Below are 22,046 nucleotides of genomic sequence, written 5' to 3'. Positions count from 1 at the left end.
TAAATATAAGAATTAATTTAGTTTTTTTCCTTCCTTTTCTGCTGTCTTTGCTAAACTAAAATTCTAAATAATTAATATTGACTCAGGCGATATTGAAATAATGCCTAAAAAAGTTCATCAAAGTAGCATCCGAAAAGCACTAATAAATTTGATTATGCTTATAACAGCTATTTGTCTGTCGTTATCTATTTCGATATCGACATACTTAAGTGTTAAAGAGCAAAAGCAGTTAATTATTAATAAGCTTGTGATCCTTTCGGAAATTGTCGCTTTTGATGCCGGGGACTCAGTAGCCAAAGATGATCGCAAAACAGAAGAAAAACGCCTTAAATCATTCGAAAATATTCCTTTAGTAAAAAATATTCATATTTATTCAATAGAAAAAACATCTCAAAAACCCGTTTTTTTTATCAGCTTTAATGCAAAAAAAACCCCGCCAGTACCATTAAGAATTGATAGTGTAGATGAGCTAACTACGCCGCGAGTTACCAGCGAGCATATAGAGCTAACACGTCCTATTTATAATAACGAAAAGGTAATTGGCTATGTATATATGCGAGGCAGTTTAGAAAGCCTAGAAGTATACATAGAGCAAAAAATCTTAATTGATGTATTACTCACACTATTGATACTTGTAGTTGTGTACTTTATTGCAGCTAAAATTCAGCGCCGCATTGCCAGCCCGATAGAGCAATTAAGTATGTTATTGCAAGATGTATCAAAAAATCATAATTACGATGCACGCGCTCCCGTTACTGATGTAAAAGAAATTACTGCCCTGTCTAACAGTTTAAATATCATGCTTACACGCACAAAAAAGCAACTTGAGCGCCACGAAAAAGACAAACAAGAAATAAAGCAGCTAAACCAAAGCCTCGAAGAAAAGGTAAATCAAAGAACTATCGCTCTTAGAGAGGCCAATCAAGAGCTACTATCTACCCTTGAGCGAATGCATCAATACCAAACACAGATAGTTGAAAACGAAAAAATGGCCTCGCTAGGGCAAATGGTCGCAGGTGTTGCTCATGAAGTTAATACCCCTATAGGGCTCGGTATAACGGGCTCAACTCTTCTACGTGATAAGCTGGCTGATATTCAACAAAGCTTTAATGACAAAAAGCTGACCTCAAACCACTTAAAACGCTTTATTGACGAAGGTATTGAAAACTTAGATTTAATTTACCGAAATCTAAACCGTGCAGCCGATCTCATTTCAAACTTTAAAAAAGTTGCAGTTATTCAAGATGACGGGGTTAATACTCACATAAATATACATAAATTAATTAGTGATGTTTTAACATCAATACAATCGGAGTTGCTCCCTAAAAAACCCGTCGTTGTTATCAACTGCCCTACTGATTTAGCTATTCAAAGTAAATCTGAGCCATTACAACAGGTATTTCAACAGTTACTCATGAACTCTGTAATTCATGGCTTTGTAGGGAAAGAAAATAATGAAATTCGCTTTGATGTAGAGCTAGTAGGAAAAAAATTAACTATTGTTTATTCTGATAACGGCCAAGGCGTTGATAAAAACGTAAAAAATAGAATATTTGACCCATTTGTTACCTCAAAACGAGGGCAAGGCGCCAGCGGCTTGGGCATGCACCTAGTTTATAACTTAGTTACTCAAGCGCTAGGTGGCAGAATAATGTTTGATATTGAAGAGAAACACGGTACTCGATTTATAATTACGATCCCTTAAACAAAAATCACTTAAAAGTGCATTTATTTAAAATTTATCCTTGAATTAGTATTTAATGACCTCATTTAGAATGCATGTGGTAAACAAGTAACATTATTTAATTACATTAAATAAATATTACCAAGCAAATTATGAACTTTATTGGCTTTGCTGTATCACATACATTGATGAAAGGTTAGAAAATGATATAATTTCGCTTTGAATTAGTCTGATTATTTTAAGTACCTTGTTTGATTGGTGGATGTATCAATTATCAAAGGAAAATGGCTTCGACTTTATGATTCAAATGACTACATCCATGAATATATCAATTAAACAGTAGTTTTTGCACAGCCCTTTTTTGTAGACTTTGGATACCCTACTGTTTTATTTTTATCCAATTTGTTTTTTCTTGTTAACAAATGGGTATAATCCTAATCTCTAGTAATCGGTTATAAATTCATCACCGATTTTTTGTAAATAAAATATTCCAAAAGGTTAATTAATAATGCAAACGCCAGTCATTCTAATCGTAGAGGATGAAGACGTAACTCGACTCAACCTCGTTAGTTTATTTGAAGCTGAAGGTTATAAAGTTATTGAAGCCATTGATGGCGATGATATGCATGACAAGCTTACAAATAACGATGATGTTAATCTTGTTGTTATGGATATCAATCTTCCTGGTAAAAACGGTCTTATTTTAGCCCGTGAATTACGCCAAAAGCGCAAAGTAGGCCTTATTTTCTTAACAGGTCGTGATAATGATGTTGATCGTATTTTAGGTCTTGAAATTGGCGCTGATGATTATATCACTAAGCCATTCAACCCACGTGAATTGACTATTAGAGCGCGTAACCTTATTACACGTACAGCTTTAGGCGGTGAAGAGTCGGCACTAGAAACAAATGGTGTGCTTACTTTTAACGGTTGGGAGCTTGACGAAAATAGCCGTTGCCTTACTTCTCCAAGCGGCGATGCTAAACGTTTACCTAAAGGTGAATACAGAGCACTTCGTTTAATGCTTGATTCTCCTGGTCGTATTTTTAGCCGCGAGCAATTAATTAAGCACATGACAGGACGTGAGCTTCGTGCAAATGACCGTACTGTAGATGTTACAATCCGTCGTATTCGTAAGCACTTTGAAAGCGATAACTCTACTTCAGAGCTTATCAGCACCATTCATGGTGAAGGTTACCGCTTTATTGGTAAAATCGACGCTTAATTAGAGTAAAACTCGTTTACTCTAATTGTTGTAAAAATAAATGAAGGGCTTGTTGTCCTTCATTTATTTTATCTGCTAAAACATCTAACCACTTTTGTAATACCTCATCAGACTCTTCAATCGCACCATACTCCATTACTTTTGCATGTAACTGTACGTCGTTTAAACCTACAGAGCCTGCTGCCCCCTTAAGCTTATGCGCAACCGATTTATACTCTTCTCTGTCATTTGAGTTAAGTGAAGTTAGCATTTCTTGTTGATATTGAGGATTTAGCTTTTCAAATAATTTACTACTGCGCTTAAACACTTCTAAGCCCATTGAGTTAACAAAGTCTTCTATTGTTTCTACATCGAGTAAATGTGCATTAATTTCTTTAAGCGCTTCTTCGCTCACTTTTAATTGTGGCTCAGTACACTTAGCCTGCTTAATATCAAATAAATCTGCGAGCATTTTATCAAGCTTCACTGTATTAATTGGCTTAGCCAACGCACCTTGAATAGAAATTCCTTCAAGCTCTTCTTCAGCGCTACGCACGTTAGCCGTAAGCGCAACTATAGGCAGTTTATCAAAGTGGCTGTCTGATCGTATATGCTTTGCAACCACATCACCGTTTATATCCGGCAACTGCATATCTAACAGTACTAAATCTAAATCGTCTTCGGTTTCTACAAACGACAGTGCATCTTCGCCGGTTTCAGCCCAAAGCACTTCATGGCCTCGCTGCTCTAACAAGTTAGTTGCTATTTCAGCATTTAGCGGCACATCTTCTACAAGTAATATATATAAGCCCCGTCCCACATAGCTCTGCTCTGTAGGTGCTACACATAAACTAAGTGGAATTTCTACTGTAAAACAGCTGCCTTCGCCTTCGGTACTATTAACTGTAATTGTGCCTTTCATAGCACTAACAAGCGCTTTAGTTACAGCAAGTCCAATGCCAGATCCTATTGCGTTAGTCCCTTTTAAATCTGGTGCTTTGTAGTACATATCAAATATTCGAGCAAGTTGCTCTTGCGGAATACCTTGCCCAGTATCTGATATTTTAATAACTAGCCATGGCCCCTCTTCACGATTTTCACGGCTACACTCTAGGGTCACTCTACCTTGCTGGGTAAACTTAACGGCATTATTAATAAGGTTCCAAACAACTTGGCGTAAACGTGTAGGATCAAGCAATGCATACACGTCTAGCTTGCCATTTCGCTCAATATTAAACTCTAACTCTTTTTGCTCAGCAATTAGACCTGCAAAGTTAACCACATCATTTATAAAGTCTGAAACATTTATTGAATCGGTTGCGATATCAAGCTGATCTCTATCTATTTTATCTAAATCTATAATATCGTTAAAGATATTACCGAGGGTTTCTGCACTCGAAAACACTGTATTACACCAGCTACGCTGTTGTTTGTTCATTTCTGTATCAAGCAACATACGGGTTAAGCCAACAATACCATTAAGTGGCGTGCGTAACTCGTGGCTTAGCGTGGCTATAAACTTACCTTTATCTTTGTAAGCTGTCTCAAGGGCTTGGGCCGCTTCTTTTCGACTAGTTATATCACGTCCAAAACCAAGCAAACCTATGTAGTCGCCCTCATCATTTATAAATGGCAATTTACGTAATTCAAACCAACGTTTTTCACCCTCAACCTCGTACCCTACATCTATAGTTAACGGCTTGTGAGTTTGCTCAACTTGCTCATCGGTAGTTAGTACTTGAGATAAAAAGTGTGTAGGGAATATTTGTTCAGCACTTTTACCAATAATTTCGCTACTTGATTTCCCCATAACCTCTTCAAACATTTTATTACACCCGGCAAACACACCATTATTGTCGCGGTAATAAAATAAATCGGGAGATGAATCAACAATAGAGCGAAGTAACATGCCTTGTTGAGCTAATTCTTGCTGCGTTTTTTTACGCTCTGCGATTTCTCGGCGTAGCTCTTCAATTGCACGGTGCTTGGCATGAAATGCCATTTTACGCTCATCAATCTCAATGTTTAAACGATTGATATTGTCTTTTAAAGTTTGGTTTAAGAGTTTCTCTTGTTTTGTAGCACTATCTAAATAAGCGTAAGAGGCATCTAATTGACGAACAGAATTAAGTAATACAGTAATAATAAGAGGCGAGACAACGGCTGCAAAAAATACTACAGCTAAAATATCAACAATATGCAGCTCACCAATTGCCACGTAATAAAACATGCTCGATAAAATAAGTGATGCAGATAACAATAAAGCATAACAAAAAGCTGCCGTTTTAAACTCACCAAATCGCTTTATTGAGCTAGAAAGAGCCCTAACCCAAGGGCTCAAAGAATAATCAGTCATACGTAATTTTATCTCTTAGCTGTATGCTTAAATATAAAGAAGGCAATGTGTATGTATAAACATGCTATTTTGCCAGATTTTAGCATTTTTATGTTATCTCTACTCATGTTGTGCGATAAAAACAGAAAATTTTCATGTTTGAATTCGCCCACTTCTTAAACTCATCATTTCAGCAATAAATTATTTAGTGTAAAATGCAGCGCTTTATTATGACCAATAACGAGTAGCGTACATGCAAACCAACATGCCCGATATAGCTGATACGGCTCCCGCCTTACAAACAGGTAAGTTAGACTGGGTTGGTATGGGCGAAATAGAACTGCCATTTATTTTTGAATCAAAAGATTTAGCACCCGTTACCGTTAATGCAAAAGCGCGTGCATTTGTTAACTTGCATAAAGAAGATGCTAAAGGCATCCATATGTCGCGCTTATTTTTAGCGCTCGACCTACTTTCTACCGAGCAACAAGTTAACCCGCAAACTATTGCACAGGCACTCGATACATTTATAACAAGCCATGAAGGCTTAAGTGATAAAGCGCAAATAGAGTTTAAGTTTGAATTACCGCTACGTCGTAAATCACTATTAAGCGGCAAAGCCGGTTGGAAAAGCTACCCTATAACGCTTACCAGCACCATTGAAAATAACGTTATTAGCTACGAGTTAACCGTAGATGTAACTTACTCATCTACCTGCCCGTGCTCTGCAGCACTTGCAAGGCAGCTTATTCAAAATGCCTTTAATGAAAAGTTTAACCAAGAGACGCTAAGTCAAAAAGATGTGCACGAATGGCTAGGCACCACGCAAGGTATTGTAGCTACGCCCCACTCACAGCGCTCAATTGCCAATGTAAAAGTTAAACTTGATAGCTCATGCGATGAATTTGACGTTGTTAATTTAATTAATACCTTAGAAGCTGAACTTAAAACACCGGTTCAAGCGGCAGTAAAACGCGAAGATGAGCAAGAATTTGCCCGCCTTAATGGTCAAAACTTAATGTTTTGTGAAGATGCTGCTCGTAAAATTAAAGCTGTTCTTGAAAACGATAACTTTAGTGATTATTGGCTGCAAATAAATCATTACGAATCACTGCATGCACACGACGCTGTGGCTATTGCGGTTAAAGGTGTTAGCGGCGGCTATAAAGCTTAACTTCCTTGAAATGATAGTTTATAAATTCATACGGTAATTAACTCATAACACAAAGTTTTTAGGCACGTAAATTGCTTTAGTTGAGCAGTGTCAATTTGTTGTTATGGAGTTACCGTATGGAATTCGCTTTATTATCAATTTTAGTATTAGTGGTTGGGGCCTCAATTGTTGCGTCAAAATTTAATGATGATGGCGGTAACCCGTATCCTTTTACCCGTAAACAAACTGTGTTTACGCAGGTTGAAGGCGCATTTTTAAACCTGTTAGAACGTGCAGTTGGCGATCAATATAAAATAGTCAGCCGTGTTAAATTAATCGACGTGATTGATTGTAAGCAAGGCCTTTCGGCAAAATCTAAACGTGCTGCTTTAGCAAAAGCTAAAAATAAACAACTCGACTTTGTATTAATCGACAAAGAAAAGTTGACCATTGTTGCCGCTGTTGACTTAGTTAACAACGCCAATAAAGATGGCCACAAAGCCCAACGCGATTGGTTTGTAAATGGCGCTTTAGAATCGGCTGGCATTCCACATATTCGTATGAAGGTTAAATCGGGCTACCGCCCTTCAGAAGTTCGCGATGCAATAATGTTTAAACTAGGAAAACCTGCAGCTGCGCAAACCCAGCGCCCAGTTCGCAACCGCGTACACAAACCTGCTGTGTTATCGCCTTCTCAAGCTAAAGCGCAAACAACCGCCTTAGCCGAAATATAAAATAGAATTAAATACTCTCCTAAAAGTATTTAAAGCGAGCTCATAAACAAGCTCGCTTTTTTGTTTTTTATAGCTAACTTCACGTATAATCAAGTTATTCAAACTCAGGAATTTAACACTATGAATGTTGGTATTATTGGCGCTATGGAGCCAGAAGTTAAAATTTTACGTGAAGCAATGCAAAACCCACAAATTTTAACTAAAGCAGGTTTCACTTTTTATACTGGCGAGTTAGCTGGAAACACAGTAACACTTGTTCAATCTGGTATTGGTAAAGTTGCTTCAACTATTGCTACCACGTTACTGATTGATAACTTTGAACCTGATTGTGTTATTAACACAGGCTCTGCCGGTGGGTTTGATCCATCATTAAGTGTTGGCGATGTAGTGATTTCGTCAGAAGTTCGTCATCACGATGTAGACGTAACCGCATTTGGCTACGAAATTGGTCAAGTTCCACAAATGCCAGCAGGCTTTAAAGCACACCCAAAATTAGTAGAAGCAGCAGAGCAAACTATTGCACAAATTAGCGATGTTAAAACGTTAGTAGGCTTAATTTGTACAGGTGATACTTTTATGTGTGATCCTGTTCGTATAGACAAAGCACGCAGCGATTTCCCATCAATGCTTGCTGTTGAAATGGAAGGCGCATCAATTGCTCAAACGTGTTTTACACTTAATACACCGTTTGTTGTTATTCGTTCTATGTCTGACATTGCCGGTAAAGAGTCGCCGCAATCATTTGAAGAATACTTAGAAACTGCTTCAATCAACTCATCTAAAATGGTTGTCGCGCTTTTAGAAAAGCTAACGGCTGTAAGCCTTTAAATGCTTAGCAATATTGTTCAAAATCATTTGGACTTTATTGCCTTTATAATAGCGCTCCTCGCTGAGCGCTTTTTTCCTTTGGTAAGCTGGTACCACCCAAATACAGTATTAACTGCTGTTTTTAATGCTATTGGAAAACGAGTTTATAAACCAAGTGAACCTAAAAGCTACCTTTATTTAGCCTCCACCCTGGCCTGTACACTAGTTTTAAGCGTTATTCTTATTATTATTGTATTACTGCTCGAATTTGCCTTTTACCCTGAGCTTCTTGCTGGCCTCATTTTATATTTGTGCCTTGAAAGCAAAGCGATAGATAAAAAAGCCCTGCGTGTAGCAAAGTTAGTAAAACAAAACCAAAAATCTACCGCGCGTGAGCTATTAAAGCCGTTGCTTGCCAGAGAGGTTAACAAGCTCTCAGCGCCTGGTATAATTAAAGCCTTAATTGAAAGCTTAATTTTACGAACTGCTCGTAATTACTTTGTGGTTATATTCATATTTTTATTATTTGGGCCCATTGGCGCTTTAGCATATCGGCTCCTCACTTTAATGCAGCAAGCTTGGCGCACCGATATATCACCTAATAGCCACTTTTTAAAACCGCTTAAAATTATTTTGTTCATAATCGAATTTATTCCAATACGCCTACTTGCGTTAACAATTACCGCAAGCAAAGCCAGTAAACAAAGCATGCATTACATAAAGCACTATGGCAGGCATTTTTATCAAACAAATACAGGGTGGATTTTAAGTGCGTGCTCGGCATCTCTTGGCGTGCAACTTGGCGGGCCTGCAGTTTACTTTGGTAAGCGCTTTAATAAAATGCGAATTGGTGCTGATAGACTACCTTCACCCGATGATGTGCCCGTAATAATTAATAGATTAAATCAGGCTCGCGTATTTTGGTTTTTAGTCATTATCAGCATCGGAATACTAAAAGAGATTTAGTGCTTTTAGCTGCCAAAATACGAGCACAAAAAAACCAGCCTAAGCTGGTTTTTATCGTTTTAACTGCTGCGCTTACGCTACAGTAATATTCGCAAACTTACGTTTACCTACTTGGTAAATAGCCGTCGTGCCTTTTGCTACTTCAAGTTTAGTATCAGTGATTTTATCTTCACCGTTAAGTTTTACCGCACCTTGCTTAATCATTCGCATTGCTTCAGATGTACTTGCCACTAAGTTTGCTTCTTTAAGCAAGTTAGCGATTAAAATACTGTCTTCTGCAATCGTAATTGTAAGCTCAGGGATTTCATCAGGAAGCGCTTTTTTCTGGAAACGTTTGATAAAATCGTCATGTGCAGCTTGTGCATCTTCTTCACTATGAAAACGAGCTATTAGTTCTTTAGCCAACTCAATTTTAATATCGCGCGGGTTAGTGCCTTGTTCAACACGTTCTTTTTGCGCTGCAATTTGCTCAATTGAAAGACCACTTAGTAAGTCGTAGTAGCGCCACATTAGTACATCGCTAATCGACATTACTTTACCAAACATATCGTTTGGTGCATCAGTAATACCAATGTAGTTACCTAGCGACTTAGACATTTTTTGAACGCCGTCAGTGCCTTCAAGCAATGGCATCATTAATACAGTTTGCGGCTTTTGACCTTCTACTTTTTGCAGCTCACGGCCCATAAGTAGGTTAAAACGCTGATCAGTACCACCAAGCTCTACATCTGACTCAAGTGCAACCGAATCCCAACCTTGTACAAGCGGGTATAAAAACTCATGAATCGCAATAGGCTGACCGCTACCGTAACGCTTTTTAAAGTCGTCACGTTCTAGCATGCGTGCTACCGTTTGGTTAGCAGCAAGCTTAATCATACCTGCAGCACCTAGGTTTTCCATCCACGTAGAATTAAATGCAACCGTTGTTTTAGCCGGATCTAATATTTTAAATACTTGCTCTTTGTATGTTTCAGCATTGGCTAGTACATCTTCGCGAGTAAGTGGCTTACGCGTTACGTTTTTACCTGTTGGGTCACCAATCATGCCCGTAAAGTCACCAATTAAGAAAATTACCTCATGACCTAAGTCCTGAAAGGTCTTCATTTTATTAATTAGTACAGTGTGGCCTAAGTGTAAATCTGGCGCTGTAGGATCGAAGCCTGCTTTTATTTTTAGCTTTTTGCCCGACTTTAGTTTTTCAACTAGCTCGTCTTCAATTAATATTTCTTCTGCACCGCGTTTAATCTCTGCTAGAGCGGTTTGTAAATCCACTTTGTGTTACTCCAAAATTCTGCCGACGAAGGGGCGACTAGTTACTTGCGTAGTCACGGTTTAATAAAGGTTTAAACCGAATATATAGATGTAGCTAACATAACAAATTTCTACCTAATTAAAACAACTTTTTAAGTGATTCATGCAACTAAACAAAATCAATTGAGTCTTACCTAGGTAGAGCGTTAAAAAAGGCTTTCTAAGACCGATTTTAGCGTAATTTAAGGTCAGTTTAAATCTACAAAACACTAGTATTCGTACATTATTAGGTATATCCTGCAATATTATGTATTTATTATCTTGACAGCAGAAAAAGGCACGTTATGGTTCACGTGGTTCGCACGCTCCCCAAAAAACACAAATTGCTTATATTAGGTTTGGTTTCTGCTATTGTTGGCTTAGCCTTTCTTCCTTCTGAAAAAGCCACTGCATCCAAAGACAATAGTGCAAATGCACTAGAGATTGGTAAACGCTACGAGTTACAAGTAAAAGTTGATGGCAACGAAAAATTAACTGAGCTAAATTCAGAGCAAGCAGCAGAAAAGTTACCAGAATACGACTTTGTCGATCATAAAGTTAAAAATGGCGACAATTTAGCAATTATCTTCAAGCGAGCTGGCTTTTCAGCGCAAACGCTTCATAAACTAATTAACACTAATGCAGAAACACGTAAACTAACCAAAATTCACCCCGGTGAAGTACTTAGTTTTGCTACATCTGAAGATGGCTCTTTGGCACAATTGCGTTACGTAATTTCAAAAACCGATACGCTGTTTGTTACATTAAATGACGAAGGTAACTACGATACAGCAATCGACAGCAAAGAAATTGAAACACTTACCAAAACCGCTGGCGGTGAAATATCTAACAATTTTTGGACGTCTGCAATTGCAGCTGGTTTAAGTGAACGCCAAATAATGAACTTTGCGGATATTTTTGGTTGGGATGTCGATTTTGCAAACGACATTCGCAAAAATGATCAGTTTGGTTTAATTTACGAGTCTCACTATGTTGATGGCGAGTTTATTGGTACTGGTAAAATTATTGCCGCTGAATTTATTAACCAAGGTCAACGCTTTGCAGCTATTCGCCACACCGACGGCAATTTTTATACGCCCGAAGGTCGTAGCATGAAAAAAGCATTTTTACGCGCGCCGGTTAACTTTAAATATATTAGCTCAAGCTTTAACCCTAAGCGTTTACATCCAGTTACCGGGCAAGTAAGAGCTCATCGCGGTATTGACTACGCAGCACGTACAGGCACGCCTGTAGTTGCATCAGGTAACGGTAAAGTAATTAAAGCAGGTTACAGCAAATATAACGGTAATTATGTATTTATCAGCCATGGTACACAGTACGTAACTAAGTACTTACACCTTAACAAAAAACTGGTTAAAACCGGCCAAAAAGTTAAGCAAGGCGATAAAATTGGTACTGTTGGTTCAACAGGTCGCGTAACAGGCGCTCACTTACACTATGAGTTTTTAGTTAACGGTGTTCACCGTAACCCGAAAACCGTTAAGCTTCCTAAGTCAGAGCCACTACCTCGCTCAGAGCTTGCTAAGTTTAAACCTATTGCAGATAACTTTATTGCACAGCTAGAGCGCAATCGCGAACTACAGCTAGCACTTAAGTAACGTTAAGTTATAGATAATAAAAAAGCCTTTGCTGGGTAACCCGCAAAGGCTTTTTTGTGTTTTTTATTAATTTATTTATTAGTTCATTAATACATAAATAAGCTGCACTACTATAGACACCATAACAAGCGGCCAAATATATTTGCTGAATTTGGTTGCTCCCTCCAGCCCCATTTTACTTTGGTACTTTTCTAGTAACGGAATAAGCACTGCTAGGGCTACAAACAAGCAAATTAAAATAACAAATATGTTCATAGCGATTCCTACGGCAACTCATGACCTTTAGCACTTACGTAAAGTGCATACCAATGTTCGCGGCTTAGCTCTACGTTTACAGCATCACAAGACGCTGCAATTCGCTTAGCGTTAGTTGTGCCAATAATTGGCTGTATAGATGCAGGATGGCGTAACAACCATGCTAGTACGATAGCTTCTGGCGAAGTTTCGTAAAGTGCGGCAAGTTTATTAACTAGTATGCTGGTATTTATATCGGCTTGCGATGCATTTGATAAGTCGCTTCCTGTATATAAACCTTGGCACAAACTACCCCAACTTTGTATTTGAATATCAAAATGGCGGCAATATTCAACACTGCCAGGGGTAAAGTTTAGGTCTTTACCATCAGCATTGCCTGCATAAACACCTTCATCAACAAACTGGTGTTTTTGTAAGCTTGCTTCAATTTGATTAGCCACTATTGGCATATCGAGTGCATGCTGTAAAAAGTTCATCTGATGTTGCTGCATATTCGATACAGCAAAATTACGCACTTTGCCGCTTTCTTGTAAGCAGCTAAATATTTGCGCTATTTCGTCTACTTCCATAAGCGGATCTGGACGGTGTAGCATAAGTACATCGAGGTAATCTGTGTTTAAACGCTTTAGCGAGCCTTCAACTGACTCCTCAATCCATTTTGCTGAGAAGTCATAACGCTTAGGTCCTTGCTCGTCTTCAAAGCGAATACCGCACTTAGATTGAATATACATTTTTTCTCTAAGCTCTGGGCGCTCACTTAATGCTTTACCAAAAACCTGCTCTGCTTTACCAAAGGTATAAATGTCAGCATGGTCAAAAAAGTTAATTCCGCCTTCAAAGGCATTATCTATACATTCATGAGTTTGTTTTAGGTGTGCACTAGTAATTGCATCTTTGTTCCAACCACCGCCTAAACCCATGCAACCAAATACAAGTTTACTAACATGAGGTAAGTGTTTTGCTAAAGGTGTGTGAAGCATGATAACCGTCCTTAAAGTTTAGAAGAGTCATCACTGTAAACAAAAACGCTGTATCTATCTACAAATTAGGCACAAAAAAAGCGCAGTAAACCGCGCCTAATGGTTGGTTTAATTTTAAAACGAGAGCTTAGCCAACAAGTGCTAGCAATATACCAGCAGCTACTGCGCTGCCTAAAACACCGGCTACGTTTGGCCCCATTGCGTGCATAAGTAGAAAGTTATGTGGGTTATTTTCAAGCCCTACTTTATTAACTACTCGAGCAGCCATTGGTACAGCCGACACTCCCGCTGCGCCAATTAATGGATTAATAGGGGTTTTAGAAATTTTATTTAAGCCTTTTGCCATAAATACGCCCGAAGCTGTACCAATTGCAAAAGCCAATGCACCAAGTACTAAAATACCAATAGTCTCAACTGTTAAAAACTTATCTGCTGCTAGTTTTGAGCCAACAGCTAAGCCTAAAAATATAGTGGTTATATTGATGATTTCGTTTTGAGCGCTATTACTTAATCTATCTACAACACCCGACTCACGCATTAAGTTACCTAAACAAAACATACCAACAAGCGGTATAGCCGCAGGTAAAAACATCGCAGTTAAGCTAAGCACCATTAGAGGAAATACAATTTTCTCTTTTTTAGATACTTTGCGCAGCTCAGGCATTTTAATTTGACGCTCTTGAGGTGTTGTTAGCGCACGCATAATTGGCGGTTGAATAATTGGTACAAGTGCCATGTAAGAGTAAGCCGCTACAGCTATTGCACCAAGTAAATCTGGTGCAAGCTTCGAGGCTAAAAATATTGCTGTAGGGCCATCGGCACCACCAATAATGGCAATAGCTGAGGCATCTTGTAAGGTAAATTCAAAACCAGGCACATAGTTTAATAGTATTGCACCAAACAACGTTGCAAAAATACCAAACTGCGCAGCAGCACCAAGTAATAACATACGCGGATTAGCAATTAGCGCACTAAAGTCTGTTAATGCCCCCACGCCCATAAAGATTAATAACGGGAATATTCCCGTATCAATACCAACGTAATAAACGTAGTAAAGTAAACCACCGGGATCTGACAAACCCGCCACAGGAATATTAGTAAGTATTGCGCCAAAGCCAATAGGCAGTAGTAACAGTGGCTCAAAGTTTTTAGCAATTGCTAAAAACAATAATAAGCACCCTACTGCAATCATTATCAAACCAGGAAACGTAAAGTTAGCAATACCTGTAGCATGCCAAAGGTTTAAAAGTGCTTCCATTTAAACTCTCCCTTAAGCTAACGCTATAATTGCGTCGCCTGTTGTTACCGAGTCACCCTCAGAAACAAGCACTTCAGCTATAGTACCGGTATGCATTGCACGTACTTCGGTTTCCATTTTCATGGCTTCCATAATTACAACTACATCACCTTCGTTAACTACTTGGCCCGCTTTTACTTTTACTTTAAAAATATTACCGGCTAATGGTGCATTCAAAGTTTCGCCAGAAGCAACCGATGCAGACTGAGGTAAATGCTCAGAGTCTTTAAGGGTTACTTCTTTAAGCTCTCCGCCTTGCGCTACAACTACATCATAAACTTTACCGTCTACCTTAACGCTGTATTGCTCTGCTTTTACGCTATTTTTACCTGCTGGTTTTGCAGCCGGTTTATTCGCTTCATCGTCAGCACTTGGTACTGCTTCAAACGCATCTGGGTTATTACGGTTTTTAATAAATTTAAGGCCAACTTGTGGGAATAACGCATAAGTTAGTACATCGTCTATTTGATCATCACAAAGCGTTAAGCCTTGCTCTTTTGCCTCTTTAAGTAACTCAGCTTCAAGCGTTGCAAGTTCTGGCTGTATCTTATCAGCAGGACGACATGTAATAACTTCGCTACCATCAAGCACTCGCTCTTGCAGCTCTTTGTTCATAGGTGCTGGCGTTAAGCCATACTCACCTTTTAGTACACCGGCAGTTTCTTTGGTAATTGTTTTGTAACGCTCGCCAGTAAGCACATTAAGTACAGCTTGTGTACCTACAATTTGCGATGTTGGTGTTACAAGTGGAATAAAGCCTAAGTCTTCACGTACACGTGGGATCTCAAGTAACACTTCATTTAGCTTATCGGCAGCGCCTTGCTCTTTAAGTTGGTTTTCCATGTTAGTTAACATGCCACCAGGTACTTGAGCTAATAAGATTCGTCCATCAACCCCTTTAAGGCTACCTTCAAACGCAGCGTATTTTTTACGTACGTCCCTAAAGTAAGCCGCTATCTCTTCAAGCTGATTTAAATCAAGCTCGGTATCGCGAGCAGTTCCTTCAACAATCGCTACAATAGTTTCTGTTGCAGAGTGACCATAAGTCATACTCATAGAAGAAATAGCGGTATCAAGCATATCAATACCTGCATCAATTGCTTTTTGATACGTTGCAGTACTTAGCCCCGTAGTAGCATGACACTGCATAGCAATAGGAACAGACACAGTTTCTTTAAGTGCTTTGATAAGCTCTTCTGCATCGTATGGCTTTAATAAACCCGCCATATCTTTAATACAAATTGAGTGACAACCCATATCTTCAAGCTGTTTTGCAAGAGTGAGCCACATATCAAGCGTATGGACTGGGCTTACTGTATACGAAATAGTACCTTGCGCATGCGCGCCAACTTTAACAGCCGCCTTAATTGCAGTTTCTAGGTTACGTACGTCGTTCATTGCATCAAAAATACGAAATACATCAACACCGTTTTTGTGTGCGCGCTCTACAAACTTTTCAACTACGTCATCAGCATAATGACGGTAACCTAATAGGTTTTGGCCGCGTAATAGCATTTGCTGTTTAGTGTTTGGCATTGCCTTTTTAAGTGCACGAATACGCTCCCACGGATCTTCACCTAAATAACGAATACATGAATCAAATGTTGCGCCGCCCCATGATTCAATCGACCAATAACCTGCATCATCTAACTTGCTTGCAATAGGAAGCATGTCGTCTAAACGCATACGTGTTGCTAATAAAGACTGGTGAGCGTCGCGTAATACTAATTCTGTTAACTTTAATTTAGCCATGTGTGTGCCCCTTAGTTATTATTTGATTTGTACTGAGCAATGGCAGCACTAATAGCAGCGATGTGCTCACTAGGCACACCTTGAGATTTAAAAGACGGTGATTTAACTGGTGTTGTCACTTCTGGTTCGCTAAAACGCGCAATCAAGTTAGACATAAGAACAACCGCACCAATTAATATCGACAAAAATACAAACACCCCAACCATACCGGTTAGCATTAAGCTACCTGCAGTTGTAAGTAGAGCACCTATATCCATTACTCTCCCCCTTAAAACCCACATCGAAATAAAAAATCGATTTATTTAAATAATTATTCACTGGATGATAACAAAACTAATAGCTTTGTCTACACCTTGTAAATTGGTAAAACCAATTAAAATAAAAATAACATATCACCCCCTTGGTTAACATAGCTAAAACAGCCATAAACACTACTACGTATAGATGATAAAAATAACGGTTATAGGCAAAGGTTATATCCATAACTTTAACAATCCATAAATACCATTAAAAATAGCGCGTTACAGGTATAGTAACGTTAAAGCCAATTGATAAAATGTAAATTGGTCTTACCAAAAAACGTTAAACTTAGCTATCTATATATCTTGTTTACTAAAATTACATAGGTGTGAATAAGTTACATAACAAAGCGTAAAAATTACTAAGCCAATAGTTACCTATAATTATCAAAAAACAATTAAGCAATTGATAAATAACAATAAAATAAACTGGCATGTAACTGGCATTAGTTATTTCGAACGATTTGATAAACCAAGGAGAAGACAATGTTACGCTGGACAATCACATTTTTAGTTATTGCTTTAATCGCTGCAGTGTTAGGTTTTGGTGGCATAGCAGGTGCCGCAGCTGGTATAGCAAAAATTATATTTTTTATCTTTTTAGTACTTTTAGTGATTTCATTAGTTTCAGGTGCGCTACGTGGTAAATCACCCAGGTAGATAAGGCATACGACTAACAAACACTAAATTAATTAATACTTACAAGGAATTACACTATGAACTCTACAACTTTAAAAGCAGCACTAATCGCAGTATTTGCAGGTTTTTTCATGATGGGTTGTGAAGACAACCACGCAGAAGAAGCTGGTGAGCGTATTGATGAAGCAGTAACTGACGTGCAAAACTCTGTTGAAGATGCATGTGAAAATGTAAAAGAAGGCGTTAACGCAGAAGAAACTAACTGTTAATTCTTCGCCTTTAGAAAAAAGCGGCTTACGAGCCGTTTTTTTGTGCCTGCAATAAAATCCTCACTTTAAAGCTGCTCATTTAGGGGCTTACTGTTAAAATGTCAAAAAATACGCTTTAAGTAAATACAATATGGCATTCACAACTACCTACACGCTTGATAAACCTTATTTTTACGAGTGCTTTGACGAGTCGCTTCCTTATAGTAAACGCGCCAAACCCAAGTATTTTTTACTAGTACTACTTATTGCACTTGGTTTATTTGGGATTTATGGATTGGACGATCATTACCTAGGTACATTTATGATCATGTTAGCCGTGCTGGAATGCGTAGCATTTTACTACCGCCGACCTTGGTGGGTTACTAGGCAAATGTTTAGCAGAGCATCAGGCTCCGAGGTTACGCTCACTTTTGATGATGAAGGGATTAAATCCTCTAATCATTACAAAAGCTACCAACTAGCATGGCAAGATATAACTGAGGTAGTAAATACACCAAACGGTTTGTTAATTAAAAATAAAAGCGGTATGCAATACATCTCAAAACAAATACTAAGCCCAGAAACACTCGATTTTATAAACAAAAAAGCCACTCAGTGAGTGGCTTTTTAACTAGCTGAGTAAATTACTCAACTACGTATACGTGTTGATTAAGCATTGCCCGGATTAGGGTTCGACTTCTCAGCTTGTATGCGCATGTAAATCTCTTCACGGTGCACAGATACGTCTTTAGGTGCATTAACACCAATTCGAACTTGATTTCCTTTAACACCTAGAACGGTAACTGTTACTTCGTCACCAATCATTAGGGTTTCACCTACTCTACGAGTTAGTATTAGCATTCTCTTGCTCCCATGTTCCAATAAAAATTATAAGATTCCGCTTAAACATATTAATGAAAAATCGATTGAAAAGTAAGTAAAAACTCCCAAACTACTCATTTTCCGTTAAAAATGTTTTATGTAATGCACGAACAGCCAACTCTAGGTACTTTTCATCTATTAAAACTGAAATTTTAATCTCTGACGTAGAGACTAAAACCACGTTAATATTTTCCTGCGCTAATGCATCAAAAAATAAACTAGCTACACCAGAATGCGATTTCATACCCATTCCAACAGCAGACACTTTAGCCACTGTGGTTAATCCGCTAATATTATCAGCGCTTAATTGAGCTTGTTGCTCAGTAATTAATTCAAGCGCTTGCAGATAGTCATTCGAGTGCACAGTAAAAGCATAGTCTATTTTTTCAAAGTTATGATTATCTTGATTAATCATATCTATTTCGACGCCATTATCGGCAAAAAGTTTCAAAATTTTTGCAAGGTACTGAGTGCCGCTTGGCATACCTTGTACCTTAATTAAACATTCGTCGCGATTAAACGCAATACCCGAAACAACCTTACTTGGCATATCGCTTTCCTCAAAGCTAATTAATGTGCCTTCATCAGGGTTAAAGCTTGAAAGCACCCTAAGCGGAACATTGTGTTTACCTGCCGCCTCAACAGAGCGAATGTGCAATACTTTAGCGCCTAAACTGGCCATCTCTAGCATTTCAGCAAAGGTTACTTGGCTCATTCGCCGTGCATTAGGTTCAACACGAGGATCTGTAGTATATACGCCATCAACGTCTGTATAGATCTGGCATTCATCAGCTTTTATTGCGCCGGCAATTTCTACTGCTGAGGTATCTGTGCCACCACGGCCAAGCGTTGTAATATTGCCTTCTACATCACGCCCCTGAAAACCCGCAATAATAGCAATGCGGTTATGTTCAAGCTCATGCTTTAAACGCGTAGCAGCAATGTCCTCAATTCGGGCTTTGCCAAACATGTTGTCGGTTTGAATATTAACTTGATCAGCAAGTAGGCTTACGGCCGAATGGCCACGCTTTATAATAGCCATAGCTAGAAGCGATACAGACACCTGCTCTCCGGTGCTAATTAATACATCTAGTTCACGGCTACTCGGGCGAGTATCAATTTGTTTGGCGAGATTAATTAAGCGGTTGGTTTCTCCCGACATGGCCGAGAGCACCACAACCACTTGATGACCTTGTTGCCTAGTTTTAACAACAAGGTCGGCGACCGCCTCTATTCGCTCTATTGAGCCAACTGAAGTGCCGCCATATTTTTGGACAATAAGTGCCACGTAATCTTAAACTTTCTCGGTTACCCAAGCTGTTACGCTATCAAGCGCTGCGTTTAAGTTTTCAGGCTGAGAACCACCCGCTTGAGCCATATCAGGACGGCCGCCGCCTTTACCGCCGACTTGAGAAGCCATGTGGTTTACAAGCTCACCGGCTTTAACTTTACCTGTTAGGTCTTTAGTTACACCGGCAATTAGGCTTACTTTGTCGCCACTGGCAACACCGAGGGCAATAACACCTGAGCCAATCTTGTTTTTAAGGTCGTCAACCATACCGCGAAGCGCTTTAGACTCAGTACCTTCAACGTTTGCAACTAATAGCTTAACGCCATTAATTTCTACTATCGAATCAAGTAAAGACGCACCTGCAGCACTTGCTAGCTTGTCGTTAAGCTGAGCAATTTGCTTTTCAAGGCCTTTAGACTTTTCAAGAAGCGCTGTTACTTTTTCAAGTACTGATGCGCTATCGCCTTTAACAAGCGCTGCAACATCGTTAAGCTGTTGCTCTTGCTCGCTTACATACGCTACGGCATCTGCGCCAGTTACTGCTTCTATACGGCGAACGCCTGCAGCAATACCGCTTTCAGATACAATTTTGAATAAACCAATATCGCCAGCTCGCTCAACGTGTGTACCACCACAAAGCTCAATTGAGTAATCACCAATAGTTACTACACGTACTTCGTCGTCGTACTTTTCGCCAAACAACGCCATAGCACCTTTCGCTTTAGCATCATCAATTGCCATAAGTTCAGTGTTAAGTGCAAAGTTACGACGAATTTCGTCATTAACTACACGCTCAATTTCACGTAACTCATCTTTTGTAACAGCTTCAAAGTGCGAGAAATCAAAACGTAAACGGTCAGCTTGAACTAGCGAGCCTTTTTGGCCTACATGTTCACCTAACAACTGACGAAGTGCTTCATGTAAAATATGCGTAGCTGTGTGGTTTTTCTTGATGCTATCACGACGTGCGTCATCAATAGTGGCATCCACTTTATCGTTTACACCAATACGCCCTTGCACCGCACCGTGGTGCGCAAATGCATTACCAAGTTTAGTGGTGTTAGTAACATTAAACTCGCCACCAGCAACGCTAATAGTACCGGTATCGCCAGTTTGACCGCCCGATTCTGCGTAAAACGGTGTGCGATCTAATATTACAATGCCTTCTTGGCCATCTTCTAATAACTGAACGGCTTCGCCACCGGCAAAAATTTCTACCACTGTTGCGCTATGGTGCGTGTTGTCGTAGCCCTTAAACTCAGTTAGTTTTTCTGATTTTAATTGCTCGTTGTAATCTGCACCAAATTTACCTGCTTGCTGTGCAGTTTTACGCTGTACAGCCATGCATTCTTCAAAGCCTTTATGATCAATCGTCATTTGGCGTTCACGTGCAACATCGGCGGTTAAATCGGCAGGGAAACCATACGTGTCGTAAAGTTTAAATACTAAATCACCTGGGATCACATCGCCTTTAAGGTCACTTAAGCTTTCTTCTAAAATAGCTAAGCCACGTTCAAGTGTTTTACCAAATTGCTCTTCTTCAATGCGAAGTACTTTTTCGATAATTTCTTGCTGCTTAGCAAGCTCTGGGTACGCTTGACCCATTTGCTCAATAAGTGCAGCAACTAATTTAAAGAAAAACGCGCCTTGTGCACCTAACTTATTACCGTGGCGCACAGCACGACGAATAATACGACGTAGTACGTAACCACGACCTTCGTTAGATGGCATAACACCGTCTGAGATTAAAAACGCACACGAACGAATATGATCCGCCACCACGCGAAGTGACTTATCGTCCATATCTTGTGCGTTAGTTACGCTTGCAGCTGCTGCAATTAAGCCTTGGAATAAATCGATTTCGTAGTTTGAATGCACGCCCTGCAAAATAGCAGAAATACGCTCAAGGCCCATGCCTGTATCAACAGATTGCTTAGGTAATGGCAGCATAGTACCGTCGCTTTGACGGTTGTACTGCATAAATACGAGGTTCCAAATTTCAATAAAGCGGTCGCCGTCTTCCTCTGGAGTGCCTGGAGGTCCACCCCAAATGTGCTCACCGTGATCGTAAAATATTTCAGAACACGGGCCACACGGGCCTGTATCACCCATAGACCAAAAGTTGTCTGAGGTAGCAATACGAATAATGCGATCTTCACTTAAGCCAATATCTTTTGACCAGTACTCAAATGCTTCTTCATCATCATGATAAATAGTAACAAGTAGTTTTTCTTGAGGTAATTTAACAACCTCAGTTAAAAACTCCCACGCAAACTTAATTGCTTCTTGCTTGAAGTAATCACCAAAGCTGAAGTTACCTAACATTTCAAAAAATGTATGGTGGCGCGCAGTGTAACCAACGTTTTCTAAATCGTTATGTTTACCACCGGCACGTACACAACGCTGCGAGCTTGTCGCACGTGTATATGGGCGTGATTCCGCGCCTAAAAATACATCTTTAAACTGCACCATACCGGCGTTGTTAAATAACAACGTGGCATCGTTACCCGGAATAAGCGAGCTTGAAGGTACAACTTGGTGTTGTTTGCTGGCAAAAAAGTCTAAAAACTGTTGCCTAATTTGTGCGGTAGTCATGTGCTGCATTTGAAAG

Annotated in this window: 20 protein-coding genes; 10 read left to right on the top strand and 10 right to left on the bottom strand. The window is 39.3% G+C overall.

Annotation, left to right across the window (positions count from 1 at the left end; genetic code table 11):
- The first annotated feature begins 100 nt into the window (after positions 1–100).
- Together ATS74_RS14320 and arcA are read left to right on the top strand one after the other, a co-directional pair.
- Positions 101–1,705, top strand: a complete 1,605-nt coding sequence (locus tag ATS74_RS14320; protein WP_058549546.1) for a sensor histidine kinase — start codon at positions 101–103, stop codon at positions 1,703–1,705.
- A gap of 487 nt (positions 1,706–2,192) precedes the next feature.
- Positions 2,193–2,909, top strand: coding sequence for a two-component system response regulator ArcA (gene arcA, locus ATS74_RS14315; RefSeq protein ID WP_058549545.1), 717 nt, complete (start codon positions 2,193–2,195; stop codon positions 2,907–2,909).
- A gap of 16 nt (positions 2,910–2,925) precedes the next feature.
- Here the strand turns inward: arcA and arcB are convergent, their stop codons facing one another.
- Positions 2,926–5,244 carry an aerobic respiration two-component sensor histidine kinase ArcB gene (gene arcB / locus ATS74_RS14310; RefSeq protein ID WP_058549544.1) on the bottom strand — a complete coding sequence of 773 codons (2,319 nt, stop codon included), beginning with the start codon at positions 5,242–5,244 and terminating at the stop codon, positions 2,926–2,928.
- Positions 5,245–5,476: 232 nt separating this feature from the next.
- On the opposite strand from arcB, the gene folE2 reads away from it, so the two are divergent.
- The 4 genes from folE2 (at position 5,477) to ATS74_RS14290 (ending at position 8,883) form a co-directional block, all read left to right on the top strand.
- Positions 5,477–6,397, top strand: coding sequence for a GTP cyclohydrolase FolE2 (gene folE2 / locus ATS74_RS14305; RefSeq protein WP_058549543.1), 921 nt, complete (start codon positions 5,477–5,479; stop codon positions 6,395–6,397).
- Between the two features lie 116 nt (positions 6,398–6,513).
- Positions 6,514–7,110 carry a DUF2726 domain-containing protein gene (locus tag ATS74_RS14300; protein WP_058549542.1) on the top strand — a complete coding sequence of 199 codons (597 nt, stop codon included), beginning with the start codon at positions 6,514–6,516 and terminating at the stop codon, positions 7,108–7,110.
- Between the two features lie 120 nt (positions 7,111–7,230).
- Entirely contained in the window at positions 7,231–7,938 is a 708-nt protein-coding gene (gene mtnN, locus ATS74_RS14295; RefSeq protein ID WP_058549541.1) for a 5'-methylthioadenosine/S-adenosylhomocysteine nucleosidase, read from the top strand.
- Positions 7,939–8,883 (top strand): cobalamin biosynthesis protein CobD/CbiB, encoded by a 945-nt coding sequence (locus ATS74_RS14290; RefSeq protein WP_058549540.1) that lies wholly within the window; start codon positions 7,939–7,941, stop codon positions 8,881–8,883.
- 72 nt (positions 8,884–8,955) lie between these two features.
- On the opposite strand, the gene tyrS is transcribed toward ATS74_RS14290, so the two are convergent.
- Positions 8,956–10,155 (bottom strand): tyrosine--tRNA ligase, encoded by a 1,200-nt coding sequence (gene tyrS / locus ATS74_RS14285; RefSeq protein ID WP_058549539.1) that lies wholly within the window; start codon positions 10,153–10,155, stop codon positions 8,956–8,958.
- Between the two features lie 323 nt (positions 10,156–10,478).
- Here tyrS and ATS74_RS14280 point away from each other — a divergent pair, with 323 nt between their 5' ends.
- A complete protein-coding gene (locus ATS74_RS14280) occupies positions 10,479–11,792 on the top strand; it encodes a peptidoglycan DD-metalloendopeptidase family protein (RefSeq protein ID WP_058549538.1) in 1,314 nt (437 codons plus the stop codon).
- 78 nt (positions 11,793–11,870) lie between these two features.
- Here the strand turns inward: ATS74_RS14280 and ATS74_RS20035 are convergent, their stop codons facing one another.
- The 5 genes from ATS74_RS20035 to ATS74_RS14260 all read right to left on the bottom strand — a co-directional run bounded on the left by ATS74_RS20035 (position 11,871) and on the right by ATS74_RS14260 (position 16,333).
- Entirely contained in the window at positions 11,871–12,047 is a 177-nt protein-coding gene (locus tag ATS74_RS20035; RefSeq protein ID WP_201023029.1) for a hypothetical protein, read from the bottom strand.
- An 8-nt stretch (positions 12,048–12,055) separates the two neighbouring features.
- Positions 12,056–13,027 (bottom strand): aldo/keto reductase, encoded by a 972-nt coding sequence (locus tag ATS74_RS14275; RefSeq protein WP_058549537.1) that lies wholly within the window; start codon positions 13,025–13,027, stop codon positions 12,056–12,058.
- A gap of 127 nt (positions 13,028–13,154) precedes the next feature.
- Positions 13,155–14,285 carry a sodium ion-translocating decarboxylase subunit beta gene (locus tag ATS74_RS14270; RefSeq protein WP_058549536.1) on the bottom strand — a complete coding sequence of 377 codons (1,131 nt, stop codon included), beginning with the start codon at positions 14,283–14,285 and terminating at the stop codon, positions 13,155–13,157.
- Positions 14,286–14,297: 12 nt separating this feature from the next.
- Positions 14,298–16,076: a sodium-extruding oxaloacetate decarboxylase subunit alpha gene (gene oadA, locus ATS74_RS14265; RefSeq protein WP_058549535.1), complete on the bottom strand. Its 1,779-nt coding sequence runs from the start codon at positions 16,074–16,076 to the stop codon at positions 14,298–14,300.
- Between the two features lie 11 nt (positions 16,077–16,087).
- On the bottom strand, positions 16,088–16,333 hold the full coding sequence (locus ATS74_RS14260) for an OadG family protein (protein ID WP_058549534.1): 246 nt from the start codon (positions 16,331–16,333) through the stop codon (positions 16,088–16,090).
- A 528-nt stretch (positions 16,334–16,861) separates the two neighbouring features.
- On the opposite strand from ATS74_RS14260, the gene ATS74_RS19760 reads away from it, so the two are divergent.
- The 3 genes from ATS74_RS19760 (at position 16,862) to ATS74_RS14250 (ending at position 17,881) form a co-directional block, all read left to right on the top strand.
- The gene (locus tag ATS74_RS19760) at positions 16,862–17,035 is read left to right on the top strand and encodes a DUF1328 domain-containing protein (RefSeq protein WP_002961939.1); all 174 of its coding nucleotides are present in this window, start codon (positions 16,862–16,864) and stop codon (positions 17,033–17,035) included.
- A 56-nt stretch (positions 17,036–17,091) separates the two neighbouring features.
- Positions 17,092–17,283 (top strand): hypothetical protein, encoded by a 192-nt coding sequence (locus tag ATS74_RS14255; RefSeq protein ID WP_004587517.1) that lies wholly within the window; start codon positions 17,092–17,094, stop codon positions 17,281–17,283.
- Positions 17,284–17,413: 130 nt separating this feature from the next.
- On the top strand, positions 17,414–17,881 hold the full coding sequence (locus tag ATS74_RS14250) for a YcxB family protein (RefSeq protein WP_058549533.1): 468 nt from the start codon (positions 17,414–17,416) through the stop codon (positions 17,879–17,881).
- Positions 17,882–17,931: 50 nt separating this feature from the next.
- Here the strand turns inward: ATS74_RS14250 and csrA are convergent, their stop codons facing one another.
- From csrA to alaS, 3 genes are all read right to left on the bottom strand, one after another.
- On the bottom strand, positions 17,932–18,123 hold the full coding sequence (csrA, locus tag ATS74_RS14245) for a carbon storage regulator CsrA (protein WP_004587515.1): 192 nt from the start codon (positions 18,121–18,123) through the stop codon (positions 17,932–17,934).
- 91 nt (positions 18,124–18,214) lie between these two features.
- Positions 18,215–19,432 carry an aspartate kinase gene (locus ATS74_RS14240; RefSeq protein WP_058549532.1) on the bottom strand — a complete coding sequence of 406 codons (1,218 nt, stop codon included), beginning with the start codon at positions 19,430–19,432 and terminating at the stop codon, positions 18,215–18,217.
- 6 nt (positions 19,433–19,438) lie between these two features.
- The gene (gene alaS / locus ATS74_RS14235; protein ID WP_058549531.1) at positions 19,439–22,039 is read right to left on the bottom strand and encodes an alanine--tRNA ligase; all 2,601 of its coding nucleotides are present in this window, start codon (positions 22,037–22,039) and stop codon (positions 19,439–19,441) included.
- Between the last annotated feature and the right edge of the window lie 7 nt (positions 22,040–22,046).

Source organism: Pseudoalteromonas sp. H103, assembly GCF_001469205.1.
In the GTDB taxonomy this organism is placed as follows: domain Bacteria; phylum Pseudomonadota; class Gammaproteobacteria; order Enterobacterales; family Alteromonadaceae; genus Pseudoalteromonas; species Pseudoalteromonas carrageenovora.
Note: the sequence above shows the minus strand (reverse complement) of the source record. Positions and strands in the feature narration are given on the sequence as shown.